Origin of the sequence: Streptomyces sp. NBRC 110035, assembly GCF_000829695.1 — a bacterium.
Classification (GTDB): domain Bacteria; phylum Actinomycetota; class Actinomycetes; order Streptomycetales; family Streptomycetaceae; genus Streptomyces.
Map to the genome: position 1 here is coordinate 16,707 of NZ_BBNN01000042.1, position 21,897 is coordinate 38,603.

The following is a 21,897-nucleotide window of genomic DNA, read 5'->3' on the forward strand; positions in this document are numbered from 1 at the left end:
CCTACTTCGACGATTCGTGCGCCGATTCGGCCGGGACCGCGGCTATTCGCCGGCAGGCGTCGACCAGGGCGTGGTCCACCTCGTCCAGGGACCGCCCGTCCGCCACCGCCTTGGTGACCGTCCGCGCGGCGGTCTGCACGGTGAGGGCACGGGCCGGGACGTCCAGGACGGCCCAGGGATCGCCTGCGGCGTCGAGTGCGGTCCCGCCCGCGGCCCGGTAGGCGTCGAGGAACCGCCCCCATTCCTGCGGCTCCAGCAGCCCGCAGGCGAACCAGGCGGCGGGTCGCCCGAGATCCCAGGCCGGGGTGCCCGCTCCCAGGTCGTCGACGTCGATCAGCCGCCAGGCCCCTCCGGGGACCCGTACCAGCTGGCCGAGGTGGAGGTCGCCGTGACACAGGGCGGCCGGCCGCGGCATGGGTGCCTCGGCGCGCGCCCAGGCCGGCAGGGTCGCCCAGGCGGCCAGTACGGGGGCCACGGCCGGGTGGGGGCCGATCGGGTGGAGCCCGGCGACGGCACGGGCCGCCTTGTGGGGGCCGCGCATGACCGGCGCCGACTCGGGGACGGGTGCGCGGTGCAGCAGGGCGAGCAGCGTACCGACGGCTTCCCAGGGGGCGGCGTCGGGATCGTCCGGGTCGACCGGGATGCCGTACGGCCAGAAGGTCACGAGCCTGCCGCGCAGGTCGGCCGGTGCCGGACCGAGCGGGGGCAGGAACACGTCCGGGAGGTGGGAGGCGAGGGCGAGGCGCCGGGTCAGCCCGGCGGCGTCGGCGTCCGGTGCGTGGGCCTTCGCGACGGTGTCCGCGTGCCGGACGACGGTGCCGTCGGGGCGGTCGGCGAGGGTGCCGCCGGCTCCGCAGGAGCAGGCGGGGGTGCGGGCATGGGCGATGCCTTCGGCCCGGGCGGTGAGTTCGGTAAGGAGGGTGGTGGCTGTCACGGGGCTCCCTGGGTGCGGTCTGGGGAGAGGGTACGCGGGGGCGTGACCGGCGTTGGCCGGTGACGCCGGGGGAGACACGGATGCCCGCAGTGACGAGGCACCGGTGGGCGGTGGCGGCCGCGCGACTCGGCGACGCTCCCGAACACCGTCCGCCGCAACACCCCCGTAGGCACCGCGGCCACGCGTCGGGGACCCCCCGCGGCCGGCGGCCGCCTCCGCGAAGGGGCACACCGGTTCGGGCGCGGAGAGATGCCGGCGCAGCTCCCCAGCTGCGCCGGCATTCCTGCCGTCCGCCGCACCCCCGTCCCCACGGGGTTTCATGGGTGGATGTCCCCGCCCGGACCGCTCTTCCGGGCCTGGGGTCGCCGCTCAGCGCCCCAGCATCTCTCCCACGGACGACGCCTGTGTGGCCACTGTCTCCCACCCGTCGAAGACGAGGAGGAGCAGGACCGCCAGGGGAAGAGCCATCAGTGTCGCCACCACGGGGTGGCGACGGCCCTCGCGGCTCGGGCGGAACATGGCGGCGCCCGCCTTGTGTGCCCGTGTGCGGACGACTGTCCGCGATGCCGTGTGGGCCATGAGCCCTCTCCTGACCGTTTCTTGTTGTCGCGGTGCCTCGGGTGCCGTGTGCGAACCTTCGGCAGCGGCGGGCGTCTGACCTCGGAGGACGAGTACCGCACCCGCCGCTCGACCTCAAATCTAGGTGCCCGGCACTTCCCGGACGTCATGCCCTCGTACCGATTGCCGGGCCTCCCGGAGGATGAGCCATGACCTGCGGCGTACTCCCCTGGGTGGAGACGGGCCCCTCCGTGTCAGGGACATCCCCGAGGGGGCGTCCGGTCCGCCCCTTCTCGTCGCTCATGTCTCCGAGTCGTCCACCCGCGGCACCGGGTGCTCGACCAGCGCGAGGACCCGGTTCGCCATGAACCTGGCCGTGCGCACCGCCGTTCCCGTACGCGTGACTTCACTCACTTCGACCACGCCCCGGCGCACCGCTGTCTCCACTCTGCGGCCCGCCCTGCTCGCCACCACCTCGTACGTGCGCGTCGTGTCCCCCGCGTCCACGACTATCTCCACCCGGTCACCCTTCATTTGATCAATCACCCTTCGGCGTCGAGTGGTTGGGGCCAGCGCGACCTGCGAACCCGGCCTGTCCGCACGTCCCCCGACCACTCTTCAAGTGTCCCACCCGGCACTGACAATCCGTCGCTGCGAGAGGGCGCGGCCTCTGCGCAGGGGCGCCCGGGGAAACGTAAGCTGTGGCACGTCACAGGACCGGGCAGCGGGGATGAACATGGCGATGATGCGCCTGAGGCGCGAGGACCCGCGCGTCGTCGGCTCTTTCAGGCTTCACCGACGGCTCGGCGCGGGTGGGATGGGCGTCGTCTATCTCGGCTCCGACAAGAAGGGGCAGCGCGTCGCGCTGAAGGTCATCCGGCCCGATCTGGCGGAGGACCAGGAGTTCCGTTCGCGGTTCGCGCGGGAGGTGTCCGCGGCGCGCCGCATCCGTGGCGGGTGCACGGCCCGGCTGGTGGCCGCCGACCTCGAGGCGGACCGGCCCTGGTTCGCCACCCAGTACGTTCCCGGCCCGTCGCTGCACGACCGGGTCGCCGACGGGGGGCCGCTCGGGGCGGCCGAGGTCGCCGCGGTCGGCGCGGCCCTGTCGGAAGGGCTGGTGGCCGTGCACGAGGCCGGGGTCGTGCACCGGGATCTGAAACCGTCCAACATCCTGCTGTCCCCGAAGGGGCCGCGGATCATCGACTTCGGCATCGCCTGGGCCACCGGCGCCTCGACGCTCACCCACGTCGGTACGGCGGTCGGCTCACCCGGTTTCCTCGCGCCGGAGCAGGTGCGGGGCGCGGCCGTCACACCGGCCACGGACGTGTTCTCGCTGGGTGCCACGCTGGCGTACGCGTCGATGGGCGACTCGCCCTTCGGGCACGGCAGTTCGGAGGTGATGCTGTACCGCGTGGTGCACGAGGAGGCTCATCTCCAGGATGTCCCGGACGCGTTGGCGCCGCTCGTGCGCGCGTGCCTCGCGAAGGACCCCGAGGAGCGGCCCAGCACACTCCAGCTGTCGCTGCGGCTCAAGGAGATCGCCACGCGGGAGGGGCAGGGATTCACCGACGTACGTCCGCCGATTCCGCGCGGCGCGGAGTCCGAGCGGGGGGCCGGGCGTCTGGCCGGCACCTATCCGGACCGTGCGCAGCGCCGCGCGACGGGGCAGCAGGGCGCGTCCGAGGGCCGGGCCACTCCCCCGCCGCACGGCGCGACCCCGGGTCGCGGTACGGGTCCGGCCGGAGGCGGAGCGCCGCCGCGGCGCGGTGACCGGAGCGTGCCGTCGTCGCGCGGCGGCAGGCCGTCCGGGTCACGGTCGACATCGGGTTCCCGGTCCTCGTCCGGGTCACGGTCGACGTCCGGTTCCCGGTCCGCATCGGGGTCACGGAACCCGACGCGGTCGGATACCGGCTCCCGTCGTCCCGGGCCCCGGACGAGGGGTACCGGCCTGCGGCCGGCCAATCCGCGGCTGCTCGCACAGCGACTGTTCGTGTTCGTCGTGGTGACACTGGTGGTCGCGGCCGGTATCGCCCTGATCCAGGGCTGACCGGAAGGCCGGTCCGCGGCCTCGGCGACGACCGCGGGGACCAGACGGCCACCGGCCGCTGGAGCAGGGCGCCGGCCGGCTCGGGACCGCCGACGCCGTACGAGTCACCGCCCGGCCCCCTGCCCGGGTGCCCGCCCGTGGTCCGTGCCCGCGCCGCGCCCCGGCAGCGGCCCCGGTGTGCTCACGGCGCCGGTGGGCTCACCGCGTCCTGTGCCGTCGGCCGGCCCGTCGCCGTCGCGTAGAAGGCGACCGCGGCCGCCGCGCCCACGTTGAGCGAGTCGACGCCGTGGGACATCGGGATGCGGACCCGTTCGTCGGCGGCGGCCAGGGCCCGGGTGGTCAGCCCGGCGCCCTCCGCGCCCAGCATGAGGGCGACCCTGTCCATCCGGTGCGGGGCGACCTCGTCGAGGCTGCGGGCCTTCTCGTCGGGGGTCAGGGCCAGGAGTGCGAAGCCCGCCTCGCGGACCGGTTCCAGCCCTCTGGGCCAGCTGTCCAGCCTGGCGTACGGCACGGAGAAGACCGCGCCCATGGAGACCTTGACGCTGCGGCGGTAGAGCGGGTCGGCGCAGTCCGGGGAGAGCAGGACCGCGTCCATGCCGAGGGCCGCCGCCGAGCGGAAGACGGCTCCGATGTTGGTGTGGTCGTTGACCGACTCCATGATCACCACCCGGCGGGCGGTGTGCAGCAGTTCGGCCGCCGTGGGCAGGGGGGTGCGCTGCATGGAGGCGAGCGCGCCGCGGTGCACGTGGTAGCCGGTGACCTGTTCGGCGAGTTCCGGGCTCACGGCGTAGACCGGCGCGGGGAGTTCGTCGATGACGTCGCGCATGACGTCGACCCACTTGGCCGAGAGCAGCATGGAGCGCATCTCGTAGCCCGCGTCCCTGGCCCGTCGGATGACCTTCTCGCCCTCGGCGATGAACAGGCCCTCGGCGGGTTCGCGTGTGCGGCGCAGCTCCACGTCGGTCAGGTTCGTGTAGTCGTGCAGGCGCGGGTCGTCGGGGTCCTCGACGGTGATGAGATCGACCACGGGGTGATACTGCCTCGTCCTGGGTGGTGTGGTGCCGACGGCCGGGTCCGGCCGTCGGCACCGGGGGTTGTTTTCGGGTACGTCGCCCGGGTCCGCGAGGACTGCGCGGGCTTACGAGGACTGCGCGGGCCGAGAGGGCTGCGCGGACTGTGAAGGCTGCGCGGCCTGCGCGGCCGGGGGGCCGACGTGCACGACCTCGCCGATGACGATGACCGCCGGCGGCTTGACCTCCTCGGCGCGGACGGTCCCGGCGACCGTGGCGAGGGTGGCGTCGACGCGGCGCTGGGCGGCCGTGGTGCCCTCCTGGACGAGGGCGACCGGGGTGTCCGGGGACCTGCCGTGCGCCACGAGGGTCTCGGCGATCCGGCCGATCTTGTCGACACCCATGAGTACCACCAGGGTGCCGGTCAGCTTCGCCAGGGACGGCCAGTCGACCAGGGAACGCTCGTCGTCGGGCGCGACGTGGCCGCTGACCACGGTGAACTCGTGGGCCACGCCGCGGTGGGTGACCGGAATCCCGGCGGCGCCCGGGACCGAGACGGAGCTGGAGATACCGGGGACCACGGTGCACGGGATGCCCGCCTCGGCGAGCGCCTGGAGCTCCTCCATGCCGCGGCCGAAGACGTACGGGTCGCCGCCCTTGAGCCGGACGACCGACTTGCCCTGCCGGGCGTGCTCGATCAGCGCGTTGTTGATGGCCTCCTGTGCCATGAACCGGCCGTACGGGATCTTCGCCGCGTCGATCACCTCGACGTGCGGCGGGAGTTCGGCCAGCAGGTCGCGCGGGCCGAGCCGGTCGGCGATGACGACGTCCGCCTCGGCGAGCAGTCGGCGTCCGCGCACGGTGATCAGGTCCGGGTCGCCGGGGCCTCCGCCGACGAGGGAGACTCCCGGGGTGCGGGTGCGGTGGTGCGGGGCGACGAGTGTGCCGTCGCGCAGGCCCTCGACCACGGCGTCGCGGATCGCGGCGGTGTGGCGGGGGTCGCGGCCCCTGGCGTTCGTGGTGAGGACGGCGACCGTGACTCCCTCGCTGTGCCCGGTGGCCGGGGTCCAGGCCGTGGCCCGGTCCGCGTCGTCGGAGCGGACGCACCAGACGCGGTGGTTTTCGGCCTCGGCGGAGGCGATGGCATTGGCCTCGCCGTCGCTGGTGGCGATCAGCGCGTACCAGGCGTCCGCGAGGTCGCCCTCGGCGTAGCGGCGCCGTTCCCAGGTGATCTCACCGGCGTCCGCCATCCCCTCCACGGAAGGTGTCGCCTCGGGTGAGATCAGGACGATGTCCCCGCCGGCCGCTATGAGGGCGGGCAGCCGGCGCTGGGCGACCTGGCCGCCGCCGAGCACCACGACTCGACGGCCGGTGAGGCGGAGGCCCACGGGATAGGCGGGGTGTTCGGCCATGAGGCTGCGGCTCCTCGTACAGGCGGGCGTGCGAGGGGCGCTACGACACTGGAGCGGCCCTGACGTGCGGTGTGTGGATGTGCGGTTGCGGGATCAGCGTACGGCGGGGGGGGTGGGACGACCGCGACGGAACACCTGCCGCCGCGTCCCACCCCGCTCCGGGGTGCCTGCTCCTGCTGCTCCTGCTGCTACTTCTCGGTGACGCCGGCCGAGTCGAACGTCGCCACCTCGTGCATGGCGCGCGCGGTGCTCTGCACCATCGGCAGGGCGAGCAGCGCGCCCGTGCCCTCGCCCAGGCGCAGGTCGAGGTCGACCAGCGGGCGCAGACCCAGCTTGTTGAGGGCCGCCACGTGGCCGGGCTCGGCACTGCGGTGTCCCGCGATGCAGGCGGCCAGTACCTCGGGGGCGATGGCACGGGCCACCAGGGCCGCGGCCCCGGCGCTGACACCGTCCAGGATCACCGGGGTACGCAGGGACGCGCCGCCGAGGAGCAGGCCCACCATGGCCGCGTGCTCGAACCCGCCGACGGCGGCGAGGACGCCGACGGGGTCGGCCGGGTCCGGCTGGTGGAGTTCGAGGGCGCGGCGCACGACGTCGGTCTTGCGGGCCAGGGTCTCGTCGTTGATGCCGGTGCCCCGGCCGGTGACCTCGCCGGGGTCCACGCCGGTGAAGACGGAGATCAGGGCGGCGGACGCGGTGGTGTTCGCGATGCCCATCTCACCGGTGAGCAGCGCCTTGTTGCCGGCGGCGACCAGGTCGCGGGCGGTCTCGATGCCCACCTCGATGGCCTGCTTGACCTCCTCGCGGGTCATCGCGGGGCCGGCGGTCATGTCGGAGGTGCCGGCGCGGACCTTGCGCGGCAGCAGCCCCGGGGTGGCCGGAAGGTCGGAGGCCACTCCGACGTCGACCACGCAGACCTCGGCGCCCACCTGGGTGGCGAAGGCATTGCAGACCGCTCCGCCGCCGAGGAAGTTGGCCACCATCTGGGCGGTGACCTCCTGCGGCCACGGAGTGACGCCCTGGGCGTGGACACCGTGGTCGCCCGCGAAGACCGCGACGGCCGCGGGCTCCGGGATGGGCGGCGGGCACTGGCGGGACAGTCCGGACAGCTGCGCGGAGATGATCTCCAGCATGCCGAGCGCGCCGGCCGGCTTGGTCATCCGCTTCTGTCGCTCCCAGGCCTCGCCCAGCGCCTTGGCGTCCAGCGGGCGGATCTGCGCGACGGTCTCGGCGAGCAGGTCGTGCGGCTCCTCGCCGGGCAGCACGCGCCTGCCGTACGTCTCCTCGTGCACGACCCACGACAGCGGGCGGCGCTTGGACCAGCCGGCCTGCATCAGCTCGGGCTCGGCCGGGAACTCGTCGACGTAGCCCACGCACAGGTAGGCGACCACTTCGAGGTGCTCGGGCAGGCCCAGCGAGCGGACCATCTCGCGCTCGTCGAAGAAGCTGACCCAGCCGACCCCGAGGCCCTCGGCACGCGCGGCGAGCCAGAGGTTCTGGACCGCCAGGGCGGAGGAGTACGGCGCCATCTGCGGCTGGGTGTGCCGGCCCAGGGTGTGCCGGCCGCCACGGGTCGGGTCGGCGGTGACGACGATGTTCACCGGGGTGTCGAGGATGGCCTCGATCTTCAGTTCCTTGAACTGCTTCGCCCGGCCCTTGGGCAGCGACTGCGCGTAGGCGTCGCGCTGGCGCTCGGCCAGTTCGTGCATGCTGCGCCGGGTTTCGGCGGAGCGGATGACGACGAAGTCCCAGGGCTGCGAGTGACCCACGGAGGGCGCGGTGTGGGCGGCCTCCAGGACGCGGAGCAGGACCTCGTGCGGGATGGGGTCGTCACGGAAGCCGTTACGGATGTCCCGGCGCTCCCGCATGACCTTCTGCACGGCCGCGCGCTCGGCGTCGTCGTAGCCGGGGGCGGCGGGGCCGGCGGGCGGCGCGGCCTCCGCCGCTCCGGCGTCCCGGGTGGCAAGGCCGTCGGGGTCCTGAGCGAGTACGGGCTGGGTCGGTTCGGCCTGAACCGGTTCGGTCTCCGTGGGCGGGTGCTCGGCCGGCACGTTCTCGGCGAGTCCCTGCTGGGCCGGCGGTTCGGGGGCGGGAGCCTCGGGAACGTCGCCGGTGTCGGCCTGGGGCGGCACGGAGACCGGGCCGGTGGCCCCGGGTCCGGGCTCTTCCGGCTGTTCCTCGGTGGGGAGGTTCAGGGGCTGCGGCGGGGTCGGCACGACTGCCTCGACGGGAACGGACTCCCCCGGGACCCGGTCCGGCATCGCCGCCGGGGGAACGCTGCCGGGAGGCGGCGTGGCGGTGCCGTCGGGAGGGGGCACGGCCGCGGCGGGGACGGCCGGGTCGGTGGCCGGGGCTTCGGGACCCGACAAGGCGGGCGGCACGGGAAGCGGCGTCCACGCCTCCTGGGCGGGCGGGGCGGGGGGGGCGGCCGGGGTCTGCTGGGGCCCCTGGACCGGATGCGCGGCCGGGACGTACTGGCCGCTCGCTTCCTCGGCCACGGGTTCGGCCGCAGCGACGGGAACGGACTCCGCGCCGGGGGCCGGCTGCGCGTCGGGGGTCGTCACTGCTTCCGGGGCCGGGACGACGGGCTCCGGTGCCTCGGCGTGCTCGGGCGTCCGGAGGACCGCGGCTTCGGGAGCCTGTGCCTCGGCGGTGGGGGCCCCCGGTTCGGCGGGGGCCCCCGGTGCCGCGGGAGCCTGTGCCTCGGCGGCGGGAACGGGGGCCTCGGCGTCGCCGTCGCTCAGGGCGACAGCGGGGGCTGCCTGCGGGGCTGCCGGGCCGGTGACCGGGCCCTGGGGCTCGTGGGCCGCGGCGGAGGCGGGGTCGGACCCCCCGGTGGCGGCGACGCCCTCCGGCACCGGGGCGGCCGCGGCCTCTTGGGCCGGGGCCTCCGGTGCCGCGCCGACCACAGGGGCGGCGTCGGCCTCGGGAGCCCGTACCTCGTCGGGCACCTGCGCCTCGGCAGCCGGTGCGGGAACGGTCTCGGCGCCCTGACCCGCGTCCGGGACGAGGGGCGGTACGGCGTCCGCGGCAGGTCCGGCTTCGTGTCCGGGGTTCTCGGGCAGCCCGGCGATCCCACCGGCCGCCGGATCCGCACCCGAACCCGGGCCTGTGCCCGAACCGGAATCGGACCCGGCCGCCCCGGACGTCGGTACGGAGGGGCCCTCCGGGTCCACCGCGGGGCTCTGCAGGTCCGCCGCGGCCACGGCGGGCTGCGGCGCGTTCTGCGGCTGACCGGCTCCCGCCTCCGTCGCGACACGTGCGACCAGGGCCTGGGCGGCGCCCATGGACTGCTGAGGCGGAGCGACCGTTTCCGTTCGGGCGGTCGCGCCCGCCGTGGCACGGGTGCCCCAGGGTTGTGCCGGCTGCGGGGCCGTCTCCCGGGTGTGCGGCACGTCGAGGTACTCGGGGCCGACGGCCGGCGGGCCGACCTGGCGCACCGGCACGTCGGCCGGGCCGCGGTCGGCGAGGGAGCGGACCGGGCCGGCGGTGGTGCTGGGGATGGGCGGGCCGAGGTGCAGTGGACGGCGTGGTGCGACCGGTGTCTGCGACTCGTGCGTGACCGCGGGACCGGGCGCCTGCGGCTGCCCGGGTTCGGGCAGCCGGACACCGCCGAGGTCGACCGAGCCTGTGTCCCGGCCGTCCGTCTCGTGCGGCCCCGGCTCGTGCACGGTCTCGACGACCGGCTCCGGCGCGGGTGGTGCGATCTCGTTGCCCCAGGCGCCCTGGGCACCGGGCAGCAGCAGGTCTTCGTCCTCGGCGGAACTCTCGGAGAGGTAGGTGTACGAGTCGGGCGCGGGGACGCCCGGCTGCTCCACCATGCCTGCGTTCTCCGGCTGCCCCTCGCCCGGGACCCGGCCGGTGTCGGTCATGCGTACCCCTCGCCCATCGGTTAGTGCTCCTACGACCAGCTCACCCGGAACGGCGCACCCGACCGCCCCACACTGAAGAACGAGCGTGCGTCCCCAGCGGCACGAACAGCCTGCCCCGGAATGACGACAAAGCCACTCACAGGCATTGTGGCTGCCGTACGACCGCCGCGTCAGCTTGATCCGCGACGGTTCCGCTGTGGACTGCGCCACGTTGCGCGTCCTCGGGTTGTGCCGTACCACACACGCGTCGGAACGGGCGTGTTTTCAGGACATCGACCGACGGGTCGGCGGGCGTCCGAGATGCGGTACAACGATCGGCCAGCCTACCGCGAGCGGTACGACGATCCGATCGCGGGGACGGCATCGGAACAGGGCCTCGCGGTCAGGGGGCACGCGTCGGCAACACGCCGCTGAGCAGGAACGCGACGCTCCGCTCGGTCTCCGTCCAGGCTCTGGTGTCGAGCTCGACGGACTGCAGAAGGGCGCACTCGACCCGGTAGCCGTGCTCGGACAGTTCCCGGCCGATCCGTTCGGCGGCGTCGCGGGTGGCGGCGTGCGTGACGATGCGCTGCGGGCGGCGGTCGGCGACCGCCAGGACCACGGCCGCTCCCCCGCCGCCGACCCGGACGACGTCCGGTTCGGGGAGGTCCTCCAGTGCCTGCGGGGCGGCGCCGTGCACGATCTGGAGCTGGACGCCGTACCGGCGGGCGGTGGAATCGGTGCGCGCACAGGCGCGCGGGTCGCTGTCGACGGCGATGACCGCGGCACCGGCCCGCGCCGCCTCGGTGGCGAAGGCTCCGCTTCCGCAGCCGATGTCCCATACGAGATCGCCGGGGACCGGTCCGAGCCGGGCGAGCTGGGAGACGCGCAGCGGCTCCCGTTCCCCCTCGCCCAGGTCGCCGCCGTAGGCGTCGGCCGGCAGCGTCCAGCCGCGCGGGCCGGCGGCGGGGGCCCGGCCGGCGATCCAGCCCCCGGACGCGGTGGCGGCCTGGCCGCCGATGACGATGACGACGTTCGGGTCCCGCCAGGTGTGGTCGGCGGCCTTGTCCGAGGTGACGACGCTGACCTGCTCGCGCGTGGTGCCGAGTTCCTCGCAGATGACGAAGGTGCGGTGGACGCCCTCCAGGAGCAGGCCCAGCTCTGCGGGGCCGGCGCCGGGAGAGGTGAGGACCGCCACCTTGGTGTGGGCCCGGCACACGTTCACCGCGCGTCGCAGGGTTCGGGGATGCGCGACGACCACGTGTGCGTCGTCCCAGGGCATCCCGGCTCGGGCGAAGGCGGCGGCGACGGAGGAGACCGCGGGGACGACCTCGACCTCCAGGCCGAACTCGGGTGCGCGCAGGGTCCGCACGACGCCGAAGAAGCCGGGGTCGCCGTCCGCGACGACCACCGCCGTGCCGCGGTGGCCTGCCACCCGGCGGGCGGCCAGGGCGGCGCTGCCGAGCCGGATGCGTTCGGCGCCGGCGGGTACCTCGGGGAGTTCCAGGTGGTGCGCGGCGCCTGCCACCAGAGTGGCGGCGCCCAGTGCGGCGCGGGCCGCTGCGGTCAGCGGCGAACCGTCCCAGCCGATCACCGTGACCCGGTCGGCCATCGTTGTCAGTCTCCTGGTGTGCGCGGGGCGTCTTGGGTGTGCGGGGCGCGGTCGGCCGCTCCGCCCGCGAGGGGGCAGGCTTGGTGAGAGTACCTGGTACGGCTGTCGACCGGGGCGACCTACCGCCGGCCGTCTCCCCGGGAGGGGGTCAGTTCCAGTCGGTGAAGGCGGTGAACTGTCCGGTGTCGGCCAGGTGTTCGGCCGAGCCCTCGAGGTCCTCCGGCAGCAGGCTCCACACGATGAAGTCGGTGCGTACGTCCGTCCAGGCGCCGTCGTCGCCGCGGACGTGGGCTATACAGGCGTTGCGCAGGACGCCCTCGCTGATGCAGCCGATCTTCTGGGCGACCTGCTGCGAGGCGGTGTTGTCGGCGGCGGTGCGCAGCTCGACACGTTCCAGCTTCTGGTCGCCGAAGAGCCACTGGGCCGTGGCGATGGCGGCCTCGGAGGCGTAGCCCTCGCCACGCGCCCAGGGGGCGACGATGTACGAGAGCTCGGTGGACCGGACGTGCCAGTTGGTCTTGGTGAGCTGGATGACGCCCACCAGCCGATGGGTGAGGAACTCCGTGACGGCGAGGTCCAGTCCGCGTCCGGCCGCGCGTTCGGCGGGGGCGTACTCGGTGATCCAGGTGAGGGCGGCCTGCTCGGTGAAGGGCTGGGGCACGTCGGTCCAGGCGGCGATCTGCTCGTCGTTCATCATCTCGGTCAGGGTGGGCACGTCGTCCGCGTCGAGGGGACGCAGCACCAACCGCTCCGTGTTGATGGAGATGTTGGGGAAGGTGCTGCTCGTCATGCGCCGCTCCATAACCTTCGTGACCGTCAGATGCCGCTGAACTGCCCAGCATGCAGCATGAAAGCACCGGGCCGCACCAGGGGGTCCACTCCGTGTACCGGAGTGGACCCCGAGAGTGCCGAACGGGTGCCGGGCGCGGCACGGACCGCCGTGACCGCCGTGCGCAGGGCGGGGGGAACGGTTCAGAAGGAGGGGACGACGGAGCCCGAGTACGTGTCCTCGATGAACTTCCTGACCTCGTCGGAGGTGAGGAGCTCGGCGAGCTGCTTCACGCGCGGGTCGTCCTCGTTGCCCTCCTTGACGGCGAGGAGGTTGATGTTCGGGTTGCCCTTCGCGGACTCCAGGACGAGGGCGTCCTCGGAGGGCTTGAGGTCGGCCTCGATGGCGTAGTTGCCGTTGACCACCGCGGCGTCGACGTCCTCGAGGGAGCGCGGTGTCTGGGCCGCCTCCAGCTCCTTGAACTCGAGGTCCTTCGGGTTCTTGGTGACGTCGGCGGGGGTCGCCGCGGTACCGACGCCCTCCTTGAGGGTGATCAGGCCGTTGGCGGCGAGCAACTGGAGCGCGCGGCCCTCGTTGACGGTGTCGTTCGGGACGGCGACGGTCGCGCCGTTCCTCAGCTCGTCGGCCTTCTCGACCTTGTTCGAGTAGAGGCCGAGCGGCTCCAGGTGCACGTCGACGAGGGGCACGATGTGCGTGCCGTTCTTCTTGTTGAAGTCGTCGAGGTACGGCTGGGTCTGGAAGAAGTTCGCACCGACCGAGCCGTCCTCCGTCGCCGTGTTCGGCGTGACGTAGTCGGTGAACTCCTTGACCTCGAGGTCGAGGCCGGCCTCCTCGGCGAGGTTGTCCTTGACGAAGGTGAGGATCTCGGCGTGCGGCAGGGGGCTCGCCGCCACGATCAGCGGGCCGGAGGCGCCGGAGCCGGACTCGTTGTCCGAGCCGCAGGCGGAGAGACCGAGGGTCAGGGCTCCGGCGGCGAGGACGGCGGTGGTGGTCTTGACGGTGTTACGCACGAAAAGTGCCTTTCCTGGTGGGTGGTGCGACCCCGCCTCGGTGGTACGGGGTTCGGGCGGGGAGTGGGGTACGGGGGCCGGAGGGGTTATGCGGTCCTGCCTGCGTCGGCCGTCACGGGCTCCTTGGCCCTGAGCAGCCGCAGCCTGGGCGCGGCGCCCGAGCGGCCGCGGCGGTGCAGGGAGCGGGCCGCGAGGTCGCCGGTGAACTGGATGACCGAGATGACCACGGCAAGGATCGCGACGGTGATCCACATCAGTTCGCTGTCGAAGCGCTGGTAGCCGTAGCGGACGGCGAAGTCGCCGAGACCTCCGCCGCCCACGGCGCCTGCCATGGCCGAGTAGCCGATGAGGGCGATGATCGTGGCGGTGGTGGCGGCGATCAGCGAGGGCAGGGACTCGGGGACGAGGACCTTGCGGACGATCGTCCAGGTGTTGCCGCCCATGGCCTGCACGGCCTCGACGAGCCCGTGGTCCACCTCGCGTACGGCCGTCTCGACGAGGCGGGCGAAGAAGGGGATGCCGCTGATGGCGAGCGGCACGATCGCGGCCTCGCTGCCGATGGACGTCCCGGTGATCCAGCGGGTGAGGCTCGTCAGGGCGACCATGAGGATGATGAACGGCATCGAGCGGCCGACGTTCACGACCTGCCCGATGACCTTGCTCACGGGCGCGTTCTGCAGCAGCCCGCCCCGGTCGGTCAGGACGAGCAGGATGCCGATCGGCAGGCCGGCGAGTACCGCGATCAGGGTGGACCAGCCCACCATGACCAACGTCTCCTGACATGCCTGCACCAGCAGTGGCCGCATCTGGGACCAGGTCACTTGGACTCCTCCTTCACGGGCGCCGGGGAGACCCGCGCCGTCCCGGCCGCCTGCGGTCCCGGTGGCGCCTGCCGCGCCCGGCCCGCGGTCTCGACGTGCAGCCCCTGTTCGCGCAGGAAGCCGACCGGTACGACGTTGTCCTCGTAGCGGCCCGGGAGTTCGATGCGCATCCTGCCCACCTGGAGGCCGCCGACGGTGTCGATGGCGGCGCCGAGGATCGAGATGTCGATGTTGTAGGTGCGGGACAGCCGGGAGATGACCGGCTGGGTCGCGCTCTCGCCCTGGAAGGTGACGTCCAGGACGGTGCGGTGGTCGCCCGAGGCCTCGCCGGCCACCGGGAACAGCGCGGAGGCCAGTTCGGAGCCGGGGGTCGCCAGGAGTTCGGTGACGGTGCCGGACTCGACGACGCGGCCGTGTTCCATCAGCGCGGCGGAGTCGCAGATCGACTTCACGACGTCCATCTCGTGCGTGATGAGCAGGACGGTCAGGCCGAGATGGCGGTTGAGGTCGCGCAGCAACGCCAGGACGGAGCGGGTGGTTTCCGGGTCGAGGGCGCTGGTGGCCTCGTCGGACAGCAGCACCTTGGGGTCGCCGGCCAGGGCGCGGGCGATGCCGACACGCTGCTTCTGGCCGCCGGAGAGCTGGGCGGGGTAGGCCTTGGCCTTGTCGGCGAGGCCGACCAGGTCGAGCAGTTCCAGCGCCTTGCGGGAACGTTCCCCGCCCGACCGGCCGAGGATCTCCAGCGGCAGTTCGACGTTGTCCTGCACGGTGCGCGAGGAGAGCAGGTTGAAGTGCTGGAAGACCATGCCGATACGACTGCGCGCCCGCCGCAGTTCCCGGCCGGCCCGTGGCCCGCGTCCGGCCAGGGCGGTGAGGTCCTGCCCGGCGACGGTCACGGTGCCCGAGGTGGGGCGCTCCAGCAGGTTGACGCAGCGGATGAGCGAGGACTTTCCGGCGCCGGACTGACCGATGACGCCGTAGACTTCGCCTTCGCGGACGTGCAGGTCGACGCCGTCCAGGGCGGTGACCTCGCGTCCGCGCGAGCGGTAGACCTTGGTGAGGCCCGAGGTGGTGATCACGTGGGTATCCGTCACTGTCGAGTGCGCGGCACGTCGTGGGTGCCGGGCACGAGTCATCCAGGGGTGAGGCGTGCGGGGCCGGGAACGGCCCGGACGCGGCACTGCCTCTCGCGGGCTCTGCGAGGGGAACGGCTCAGAGGCGTGCGCGCGGGGCGGGGTCCGCTCGCGCATGCGGGACGCGGGGGGACTCGCGTGCGGGGACGGACCGGCTCTCGCTTCGGGGCGCGGGGCTCAGATGGTGCGGGGGCCCTCTAGAAGGCGCGCATTCGGAGCGGACACATACATCCGGCACCGAGCGGCACACGCGCCTCGGTTGCGGGGATGCGGTCGCTCGTCGTGGTCATGCGAGCAGTAAACCAGATGCTCGGTCCTGACCGGACAGGGCTGTCCACATTCCGGACAGCCGTGGACACCCGTGACCGCACGTCAGGAGCGTGCGGTGATCTCCACCCCGGCGTCCGTGACCAGTACGGACAGGGCCGACAGGTCCCCGACCACGAGATCGGCGGTCAGTTCGTGGGCCTGGTGGGTTGTGGCCAAGGCCACGGTCGTCATCCCGGCCGCCCGGCCCGCCTGGAGCCCGGCGGGGGCGTCCTCGAAGACGACGCAGTGGGCGGGGTCCACACCGAGGGTGCGGGCGGCCAGCAGGTAGGGCTCGGGGTCGGGCTTGCCCCGGGTGATGTCGTCGGCGGCGACGAGGGTCTTGGGCAGGATGCCGGCGGCGGCGAGGCGGGCCTCGGCCAGCCGCCGGGTCGCGGAGGTGACGACGGCCCAGCGTTCGGCCGGCAGCACGCCGAGGAGGTCCCGGGTGCCCGGCAGCAGGATCGCCCCACCGTTCGGCACGTCCTCCACCTCCAGGTCCTCGATCCGTGCGACGGCTTCGGGCACGGCGTGGGCGGGCAGGAGGTCGGCGGCTATCTCGGCGGCCGGGCGGCCGTGCAGCTCGATCCGCCCGAACTCCTCGGCCGTGATCCCGTACTCGACGGCCCACCGGGTCCAGCAGCGCTGCACGGATTCGAGGGAGGAGACGAGGGTGCCGTCGTTGTCGAACAGGAGGGCTTGCGCATGAATGGTCATGCCATCGACCCTACGGTGCCCGGCCCCCACCCCCGCGCCCGTGTCCGCGCCCGTGTCCGGCCCCACCGCACACGGGCGCGCACCCGGGCACGGGAGGGTGGGGGCCGGGCACGGTGGGGCCATTACGGCGTAATAGGGTCGCTGGCATGCTTGATGCCCTGACGCCGGCGACCGGTGCCGCCGCGCTGCTGCTCGCCGCGTGGTGCGGCTGGGCCGCCTACCGCGACCAGCCGACGAAGGACTGGCACTTCATCGGTATGGCCGTGGTCACCCTGCTGACGCTGGTTCAGCTGGTGGTCGGGGTCGTGCTGCTGGCCCGGGGCGAGGAACCGGAGCAGGGGACGGTCGTCTTCGTGGCGTATCTGCTGGGCTCGTTCGCGTGCGTCCCGGCGGCGGGCTTCATGTCGCTGGCCGAGCGCACCCGATGGGGCTCGGTCACGGTGGCCGCGAGCGGTGTCGTGCTGGCCGTGCTCGAGGTGCGGCTCCATGACATCTGGAAGGGCTGAGATGACCGCGACGGAACACGAGCCGGAGCGCGAACCGGGCGGCACGCGGCTGATCGGCGGGCCCGGACTGCTGCTGGTGTGGCTGTACGGCGTGATGGTCGTCGGCGCCGTGTCGCGTTCCGCGTACCAGATCGCCACCGAGTTCGACCGGGCGCCGCTCGCGTACTCGCTCTCGGCGATCGCGGGAGTGGTCTACGGATTCATCACGTACACCCTGGTCCGCGGCGGGGAGACGGCCCGCCGGGCGGCGCTGGTGTGCTGCGCGGCCGAACTGGTGGGCGTTCTGACGGTCGGCACCTGGACCCTGGCGGATCCCTCCGCCTTCCCCGACGCGACCGTGTGGTCGGACTACGGGATGGGCTACCTGTTCATCCCGGTCCTGCTGCCCCTCACCGCCCTGTACTGGCTGCGCAAGGCCCGCACCCGCACGGTGTGACGGCCGTTCCCGGGCGGACGGTGGGGCCGCGCCCCGATCGGACGGCGGCCCCGGCACGCGCCCGGTCAGGCGGTGGCCGCGTACGAGTCCGCCGTCTTCTCCAGGACGATCATCGGTACGCCGTCCGTGCCCCGGGACGTCCCGACCCGCTGGTAGCCGACCCTGCTGTACAGCTGGAGGTTGCTCTCGCTGCGGTGGCCGGCCTGGAGGCGGAACATCCTGGCGCCCCGCTCGTCGGCGAGGGCGGACTCGGCGGCGCGCAGAAGCCGGGCACCGATGCCGTGCCCCTGGAGACGGGGGTGGACGCAGAGCTTGCCGATGGCCGCGGCGGCGTCCTCGGTGCTCCTGCCGTGCACCGAGCCGACGATCTCGTCGCCGAGCCGGGCGACGAAGACCAGGTCGTTGGTGACCTCCTCGCGGACCGAGTCCAGACTCTGGACGAGCGGCGCGATGCGGTAGTTGCCGTACAGCGCTGCCTCGCTCTGGAAACACAGGTACTGCAACCTGAAGATCTGCTCGGCGTCCTGCTCCGTCGCCGCAGAGATGGTCACGCTCATGCCCATGTGCGCACGCCTCCCGCTCACCTGATCACCTGTGGTCCCTCACTCCTATCCCCGTCCTCACCCCGACGCAACCTCCGCCGCGAGCAAACGACGCAGACATCCCAGACATCTCGAGCGTTCTGGCCCCATGCTGCCTTGTGAGATACCCAACTCCCCTGCGATTTCCCGGTATGTCGGGTCGTGCGGGGACAGCAGCGCCTCCAGCAGCCGGGGACAGCGGCCGGGCAGCCGGCGCACCGCGTCCCGCAGGGCGTGACGGCGGGCGGCGGCGAGGGCGAGGAGTTCGGGGCCGTCCTCGCCGGTGTCGGCGGGGTCGCCGGCCCACGGCGTCTCGTACCGGGCCACCCGGCGGGTGCGGCGGGCCTCGGTGCGGACGGTCCGGCGGAGCCAGCCCGGGGGGTCGCGCGGCGGGTCGTGCGCGTCGAGGCGTTCCAGCAGGCGCAGCCAGACCGTCTGTTCCAGGTCGGCGGGTTCGGCGCCGGACGCGTACGCCTCGGCGGAGGCCTCCGCGGTGAGCAGCGGGCCGAGGGCGGTGACCAGGTCGGGCGTCATGCGCTCAACGACGCCGGCCGCCCCGGGCCGGGTTGCCCGGGGCGGCCGGAACTCACCCCAACCGGTGCGGAACGGCCCGGCGGTTGACGACAGGGCCTGACGCTGTTCGAACTCAGCCGGCGCGGAAGTCCTCGCGGGCCAGCAGACCGGTGTCCGGGTGGTCGGTGAAGACGCCGTCGATGCCGGTGGCGAAGTAGGCCCGGAAGGCCCCGAAGACGTCACCGTAGGCGTCGGGGTCGCTGCCCTTGCGGAAGTCCGCGGGCAGGAAGGGGTTCTCGTTGCGCATCGTGTAGGGGTGCAGGATCAGGCCGGCCCGGTGCGCGTCGCGGACCAGGGTGGTGGGCTCGGTGAGGTTTCCCGCCGTGTCCTTGGGGATGACCAGGTCCAGGGTCGGTCCGATGCCCTGCGCGTAGGAGGCGATCTCCTCGAGGCCCTTCGGCGTGACGAGGTCGGCCACCGTGCGCGGGTCGCCGTTCTCGACGAAGTCCCAGGGGCGGCTGTTCGCACCGGAGAGCAGCACGGCGAGCGGGTTGCCGACGAGCCGGCTCATCCGCTGGATGCTGGTGGGCTCGAAGGACTGGATGACGACGGGCGAGTTCCTCCTGTCCTTGCCGTGCCTGCGCAGCAGGCGGGCGAGGAGTTCCTCGGTGCCCAGGCCCAGCTTGCGGAAGTAGGTGGGGTGCTTGAGCTCGGGATAGATCCAGACCTGCTTGCCGCGCACCCGGGTCTGCTCGTTCTGCCAGCGGAGCACCTCTTCGAAGGTGGGGATCTCCCAGCGGCCGTCGTAGAGGGTGTTGTGCGGGCGGTTGGCCGCAATGCGCTCGACGGCGCGGAGCCGCTTCAGTTCGGCGAGGGTGAAGTCCTCGGTGAACCAGCCGCTGACAAAGACGCCGTCGAGCAGCTTCGTACGCTTGCGGCCGGCGAACTCGGGGTGGTCCGCGACGTCCGTGGTGCCGCCGATCTCCGGCTCGTGCCGGCAGACGAGGTGGCCGTCCCTGGTGGGCACCAGGTCGCCGGCCTCGACGATGTCGGCGCCCAGGTCGAGGGCCAGGTCGTAGGCACCGAAGGTGTGCTCGGGCCGGTAGCCGCTGGCGCCCCGGTGGCCGATGATCGTCGGGACGGGCAGGCCCTTCAGCCCTCGCCCGCCGTGCCGGGACTCGCCGTACCGGGACTCGGCGGCTCTCGCCGTGCCGCTCAGCCCGAGGGCCGTGCCGCCCGCGCCGAGCACCGCCGCGCCGAGGAGCGCCCGCCGTCCGGTTCCGCCGGACGGCGTGGTCTCCGTCCGCTCGCCCGACTCCTGCGTTCCCATGGGGCCCTCCTGCCGTCGACCGTCAGTGCGGGGCGATCGTAGGGGCGCGTACATGTCGAACGGGAGACCTCGACCGGAACACACGGGGGATACGGCTGTACGGGATGTCGCGCGGGCCGGCCGTGACCCGAACGGGCTCAGGGGACGGAACGTCTGACATCCCGTCGGGGCACCCGGCCGGTCCGGAGGGCCGGCGGCGCGCCTCCCGCGCTCCGCCGGGCGCGTGTGGTTCCATCCGGGCCGTGCCCGTACCCCGGCCGACGGCGGTCCGTACCCCGGACCGACGGCACCGGCTTCCGCGGACGCGACATGCCTCACATCCCGGTACGCGTGTTACGGCCGTGCAACACCGTGCCACCGCAGGTGAACATGCGTAGACATCGTGCGATACCAGGTGAACCCGGCGTGCGGGACCCCCTCCGCCGCGAGTAATGTCCTTACCTGCACAGACTCATACCGCATTCCCGACACCGGAGGACCCGTTGTCCCGCTTCGCGCTCATCAAGGCAGTGCTCGGCCCGGTCATGCGCCTGATGTTCCGCCCACGGGTGGAGGGCCTGGAGCACATCCCGGGTGACGGTCCGGTGATCCTGGCGGGCAACCATCTCACCTTCATCGACTCGATGTTCCTGCCGCTGGTCTGCGAGCGTCAGGTCTTCTTCATCGGCAAGGACGAGTACGTCACCGGCGAGGGGCTCAAGGGCCGGCTGATGGCCTGGTTCTTCACCGGCGTCGGCATGATCCCGGTCGACCGCGACGGCGGCCGGGGCGGGGTCGCGGCGCTGATGACCGGTCGTCAGGTGCTGGAGGAGGGGAAGATCTTCGGCATCTACCCGGAGGGCACCCGCTCCCCCGACGGCCGTCTCTACCGCGGCCGCACCGGTATCGCGCGGCTCACCCTGATGACCGGCGCGCCCGTCGTTCCGTTCGCCATGATCGGCACCGACAAGCTCCAGCCGGGCGGCGCGGGCCTGCCCCGGCCGGGCAGGGTCACGGTCCGCTTCGGCGAGGCGATGGAGTTCTCCCGCTACGAGGGCATGGACCGCGACCGCTACGTCCTGCGGGCCGTGACCGACTCGGTGATGACCGAGGTCATGCGCCTGTCCGGCCAGGAGTACGTGGACATGTACGCCAGCAAGGCGAAGGCTGCCTGACGCCCGGCACCCCGGAACCTCCTCGGGGTACGGGCACCCCGCGGCCTTACGGGTGCCCGGCCCCGCGGCGAGGACCGGGCCGCTTCGGCGTCGGCCCTCGCCCGAGGAGCGCCTGGCCGGTGGGCTCCTCAGTGCCAGGCCAGCCGTCCGCGCCGCTCCCAGTACGCGTGCGGGTCCTCGGGCAGCGCGGCGAGGCGGGCGAGCTGCTCGTCGTCGAGGTCGACGACCGCCGCGTGCAGGTTGGAGGCGAGCTGCGCGGTGGTCGCGGCGCCGGAGAGGACCACGCCCGCCCAGGGCCGGCGCAGCACGAGAGCGAGGGCGACGGCGTCGCAGGCCAGGCCGGTCTCCTCGGCGACGGACCTGAGCGCGTCGGGAGCGTGGGCCCCGGCCAGCCGCCCGTTGGCCATGCCCTCCTTGACGATCACCGTGAGCCCCGCGTCATGGGCCTCGGCCAGTGCGGACCCGGCGGAGGTCTCCAGCGCGTTGTAGGTCGACTGGACGGTGCGGAAGAGGGGTTCGCCGCCGACGGTGACGGCGAGCGCGGCGCGGACGGCGTCGGCCTGCGCCGGACCGCTGGTGGAGAAACCGACGGTGAGACCCTGGGCCGCCGCCTCGGCGAGCCGGACGTGGAGGTCCTTGTCGGTGAGGGCGGGGCTGTCCGGGGTCACCGAGTGGATCTGGTACAGGTCGAGCCGGTCCCCGAGCAGCGCGTCGGACTCGGCGCGCTGCCGCTCGTAGGCGGCGAGGGAGTGCTCCTTGATCTCGTGGTGCTCGGCGTCGGTGGACCAGTCCGCGGTGTACGTGTAACCCCATTTGCTGCCGATGACGACGTCGTCGGCGTCGGGCCGTTTCGTCAGCCAGTCCGCGAGGAACTCCTCCGACCTGCCGTAGGAGCGGGCCGCGTCGAAGTAGCGGACTCCCTGGGCGTAGGCGGCGTCGAGGAGGTCGTGGGTGCGGGTGCGCAGGGCCTCGACGCTGCGGTCGCCGCCGAGGTCCTCGTCCCGGCCCAGGTTGATGTAGCCGGGCCGGCCGACAGCGGCGAGTCCCAGGCCGATGTGGCAGGTAGGGGTGGTGGCCGAAGCCAGTTTGGCGAAGGGCATCGGGGCTCCGATCGGTCGGCTCCTTGCGGCTGCCCGACCAACGTAACCCGCGATGCCCTTCCGGAACCGGACCGGC

18 protein-coding genes and 2 pseudogenes are annotated in these 21,897 nt (G+C 73.2%); 4 read left to right on the forward strand and 16 right to left on the reverse strand.

Annotated features, from left to right (window positions below; translation table 11 throughout):
* Position 1: 1 nt before the first annotated feature.
* The 3 genes and pseudogenes from TU30_RS27570 to TU30_RS27580 all read right to left on the reverse strand — a co-directional run.
* A complete protein-coding gene (locus TU30_RS27570; protein WP_042174942.1) occupies positions 2-934 on the reverse strand; it encodes an aminoglycoside phosphotransferase family protein in 933 nt (310 codons plus the stop codon).
* A 369-nt stretch (positions 935-1,303) separates the two neighbouring features.
* The gene (locus TU30_RS27575; protein ID WP_042174944.1) at positions 1,304-1,513 is read right to left on the reverse strand and encodes a hypothetical protein; all 210 of its coding nucleotides are present in this window, start codon (positions 1,511-1,513) and stop codon (positions 1,304-1,306) included.
* A gap of 229 nt (positions 1,514-1,742) precedes the next feature.
* Positions 1,743-2,026: pseudogene (locus TU30_RS27580) on the reverse strand (hypothetical protein); the annotation flags it as partial.
* 196 nt (positions 2,027-2,222) lie between these two features.
* On the opposite strand from TU30_RS27580, the pseudogene TU30_RS27585 reads away from it, so the two are divergent.
* Positions 2,223-3,637 (forward strand): annotated as a pseudogene (locus TU30_RS27585) (serine/threonine-protein kinase); the annotation flags it as partial.
* A gap of 83 nt (positions 3,638-3,720) precedes the next feature.
* Here the strand turns inward: TU30_RS27585 and TU30_RS27590 are convergent.
* From TU30_RS27590 to TU30_RS27630, 9 genes are all read right to left on the reverse strand, one after another.
* On the reverse strand, positions 3,721-4,566 hold the full coding sequence (locus tag TU30_RS27590; RefSeq protein WP_042174953.1) for an RNA methyltransferase: 846 nt from the start codon (positions 4,564-4,566) through the stop codon (positions 3,721-3,723).
* Between the two features lie 111 nt (positions 4,567-4,677).
* Entirely contained in the window at positions 4,678-5,961 is a 1,284-nt protein-coding gene (cobA, locus tag TU30_RS27595; RefSeq protein WP_042174955.1) for a uroporphyrinogen-III C-methyltransferase, read from the reverse strand.
* Between the two features lie 188 nt (positions 5,962-6,149).
* Entirely contained in the window at positions 6,150-9,833 is a 3,684-nt protein-coding gene (cobT, locus tag TU30_RS27600) for a nicotinate-nucleotide--dimethylbenzimidazole phosphoribosyltransferase (RefSeq protein WP_042174957.1), read from the reverse strand.
* Between the two features lie 382 nt (positions 9,834-10,215).
* The gene (gene cbiE, locus TU30_RS27605) at positions 10,216-11,424 is read right to left on the reverse strand and encodes a precorrin-6y C5,15-methyltransferase (decarboxylating) subunit CbiE (RefSeq protein WP_042174959.1); all 1,209 of its coding nucleotides are present in this window, start codon (positions 11,422-11,424) and stop codon (positions 10,216-10,218) included.
* Positions 11,425-11,572: 148 nt separating this feature from the next.
* Positions 11,573-12,214, reverse strand: coding sequence for a GNAT family N-acetyltransferase (locus tag TU30_RS27610; RefSeq protein ID WP_042174961.1), 642 nt, complete (start codon positions 12,212-12,214; stop codon positions 11,573-11,575).
* Between the two features lie 182 nt (positions 12,215-12,396).
* The gene (locus TU30_RS27615; protein WP_042174963.1) at positions 12,397-13,224 is read right to left on the reverse strand and encodes a MetQ/NlpA family ABC transporter substrate-binding protein; all 828 of its coding nucleotides are present in this window, start codon (positions 13,222-13,224) and stop codon (positions 12,397-12,399) included.
* An 86-nt stretch (positions 13,225-13,310) separates the two neighbouring features.
* The gene (locus TU30_RS27620; RefSeq protein ID WP_042174966.1) at positions 13,311-14,045 is read right to left on the reverse strand and encodes a methionine ABC transporter permease; all 735 of its coding nucleotides are present in this window, start codon (positions 14,043-14,045) and stop codon (positions 13,311-13,313) included.
* A complete protein-coding gene (locus tag TU30_RS27625) occupies positions 14,042-15,124 on the reverse strand; it encodes a methionine ABC transporter ATP-binding protein (RefSeq protein WP_078878555.1) in 1,083 nt (360 codons plus the stop codon). The genes TU30_RS27620 and TU30_RS27625 overlap by 4 nt, the downstream gene beginning before the upstream one ends.
* A 426-nt stretch (positions 15,125-15,550) precedes the next feature.
* Positions 15,551-16,201 (reverse strand): HAD family hydrolase, encoded by a 651-nt coding sequence (locus TU30_RS27630; RefSeq protein WP_042174969.1) that lies wholly within the window; start codon positions 16,199-16,201, stop codon positions 15,551-15,553.
* 146 nt (positions 16,202-16,347) lie between these two features.
* On the opposite strand from TU30_RS27630, the gene TU30_RS27635 reads away from it, so the two are divergent.
* Positions 16,348-16,707 (forward strand): hypothetical protein, encoded by a 360-nt coding sequence (locus TU30_RS27635; protein WP_042174972.1) that lies wholly within the window; start codon positions 16,348-16,350, stop codon positions 16,705-16,707.
* A 1-nt stretch (position 16,708) separates the two neighbouring features.
* Positions 16,709-17,143 carry a hypothetical protein gene (locus TU30_RS27640; RefSeq protein ID WP_042174974.1) on the forward strand — a complete coding sequence of 145 codons (435 nt, stop codon included), beginning with the start codon at positions 16,709-16,711 and terminating at the stop codon, positions 17,141-17,143.
* A gap of 65 nt (positions 17,144-17,208) precedes the next feature.
* Here the strand turns inward: TU30_RS27640 and TU30_RS27645 are convergent, their stop codons facing one another.
* From TU30_RS27645 to TU30_RS27655, 3 genes are all read right to left on the reverse strand, one after another.
* Entirely contained in the window at positions 17,209-17,706 is a 498-nt protein-coding gene (locus TU30_RS27645; protein WP_042174977.1) for a GNAT family N-acetyltransferase, read from the reverse strand.
* 57 nt (positions 17,707-17,763) lie between these two features.
* Positions 17,764-18,258, reverse strand: coding sequence for an RNA polymerase sigma factor (locus TU30_RS27650; protein WP_042174979.1), 495 nt, complete (start codon positions 18,256-18,258; stop codon positions 17,764-17,766).
* A 112-nt stretch (positions 18,259-18,370) separates the two neighbouring features.
* Positions 18,371-19,567: a glycerophosphodiester phosphodiesterase gene (locus TU30_RS27655; RefSeq protein WP_042174981.1), complete on the reverse strand. Its 1,197-nt coding sequence runs from the start codon at positions 19,565-19,567 to the stop codon at positions 18,371-18,373.
* A 482-nt stretch (positions 19,568-20,049) separates the two neighbouring features.
* Here TU30_RS27655 and TU30_RS27660 point away from each other — a divergent pair, with 482 nt between their 5' ends.
* Positions 20,050-20,721 carry a 1-acyl-sn-glycerol-3-phosphate acyltransferase gene (locus TU30_RS27660; protein ID WP_042174983.1) on the forward strand — a complete coding sequence of 224 codons (672 nt, stop codon included), beginning with the start codon at positions 20,050-20,052 and terminating at the stop codon, positions 20,719-20,721.
* Positions 20,722-20,849: 128 nt separating this feature from the next.
* Here TU30_RS27660 and TU30_RS27665 read toward each other — a convergent pair whose 3' ends face one another.
* Complete coding sequence (locus TU30_RS27665; RefSeq protein WP_042174985.1) at positions 20,850-21,821, reverse strand: aldo/keto reductase; 972 nt, start codon at positions 21,819-21,821, stop codon at positions 20,850-20,852.
* Positions 21,822-21,897 lie beyond the last annotated feature (76 nt).

Excerpts from the sequence above, each read along its gene's own strand:
- TU30_RS27575 (WP_042174944.1), bottom strand. The coding sequence starts at position 1,513 with ATGGCCCACACGGCATCGCGGACAGTCGTCCGCACACGGGCACACAAG.
- cobA (WP_042174955.1), bottom strand. The coding sequence starts at position 5,961 with ATGGCCGAACACCCCGCCTATCCCGTGGGCCTCCGCCTCACCGGCCGT.
- cobT (WP_042174957.1), bottom strand. The coding sequence starts at position 9,833 with ATGACCGACACCGGCCGGGTCCCGGGCGAGGGGCAGCCGGAGAACGCA.
- cbiE (WP_042174959.1), bottom strand. The coding sequence starts at position 11,424 with ATGGCCGACCGGGTCACGGTGATCGGCTGGGACGGTTCGCCGCTGACC.
- TU30_RS27610 (WP_042174961.1), bottom strand. The coding sequence starts at position 12,214 with ATGACGAGCAGCACCTTCCCCAACATCTCCATCAACACGGAGCGGTTG.
- TU30_RS27630 (WP_042174969.1), bottom strand. The coding sequence starts at position 16,201 with ATGACCATTCATGCGCAAGCCCTCCTGTTCGACAACGACGGCACCCTC.
- TU30_RS27635 (WP_042174972.1), top strand. The coding sequence starts at position 16,348 with ATGCTTGATGCCCTGACGCCGGCGACCGGTGCCGCCGCGCTGCTGCTC.
- TU30_RS27640 (WP_042174974.1), top strand. The coding sequence starts at position 16,709 with ATGACCGCGACGGAACACGAGCCGGAGCGCGAACCGGGCGGCACGCGG.
- TU30_RS27645 (WP_042174977.1), bottom strand. The coding sequence starts at position 17,706 with ATGGGCATGAGCGTGACCATCTCTGCGGCGACGGAGCAGGACGCCGAG.
- TU30_RS27650 (WP_042174979.1), bottom strand. The coding sequence starts at position 18,258 with ATGACGCCCGACCTGGTCACCGCCCTCGGCCCGCTGCTCACCGCGGAG.
- TU30_RS27655 (WP_042174981.1), bottom strand. The coding sequence starts at position 19,567 with ATGGGAACGCAGGAGTCGGGCGAGCGGACGGAGACCACGCCGTCCGGC.
- TU30_RS27665 (WP_042174985.1), bottom strand. The coding sequence starts at position 21,821 with ATGCCCTTCGCCAAACTGGCTTCGGCCACCACCCCTACCTGCCACATC.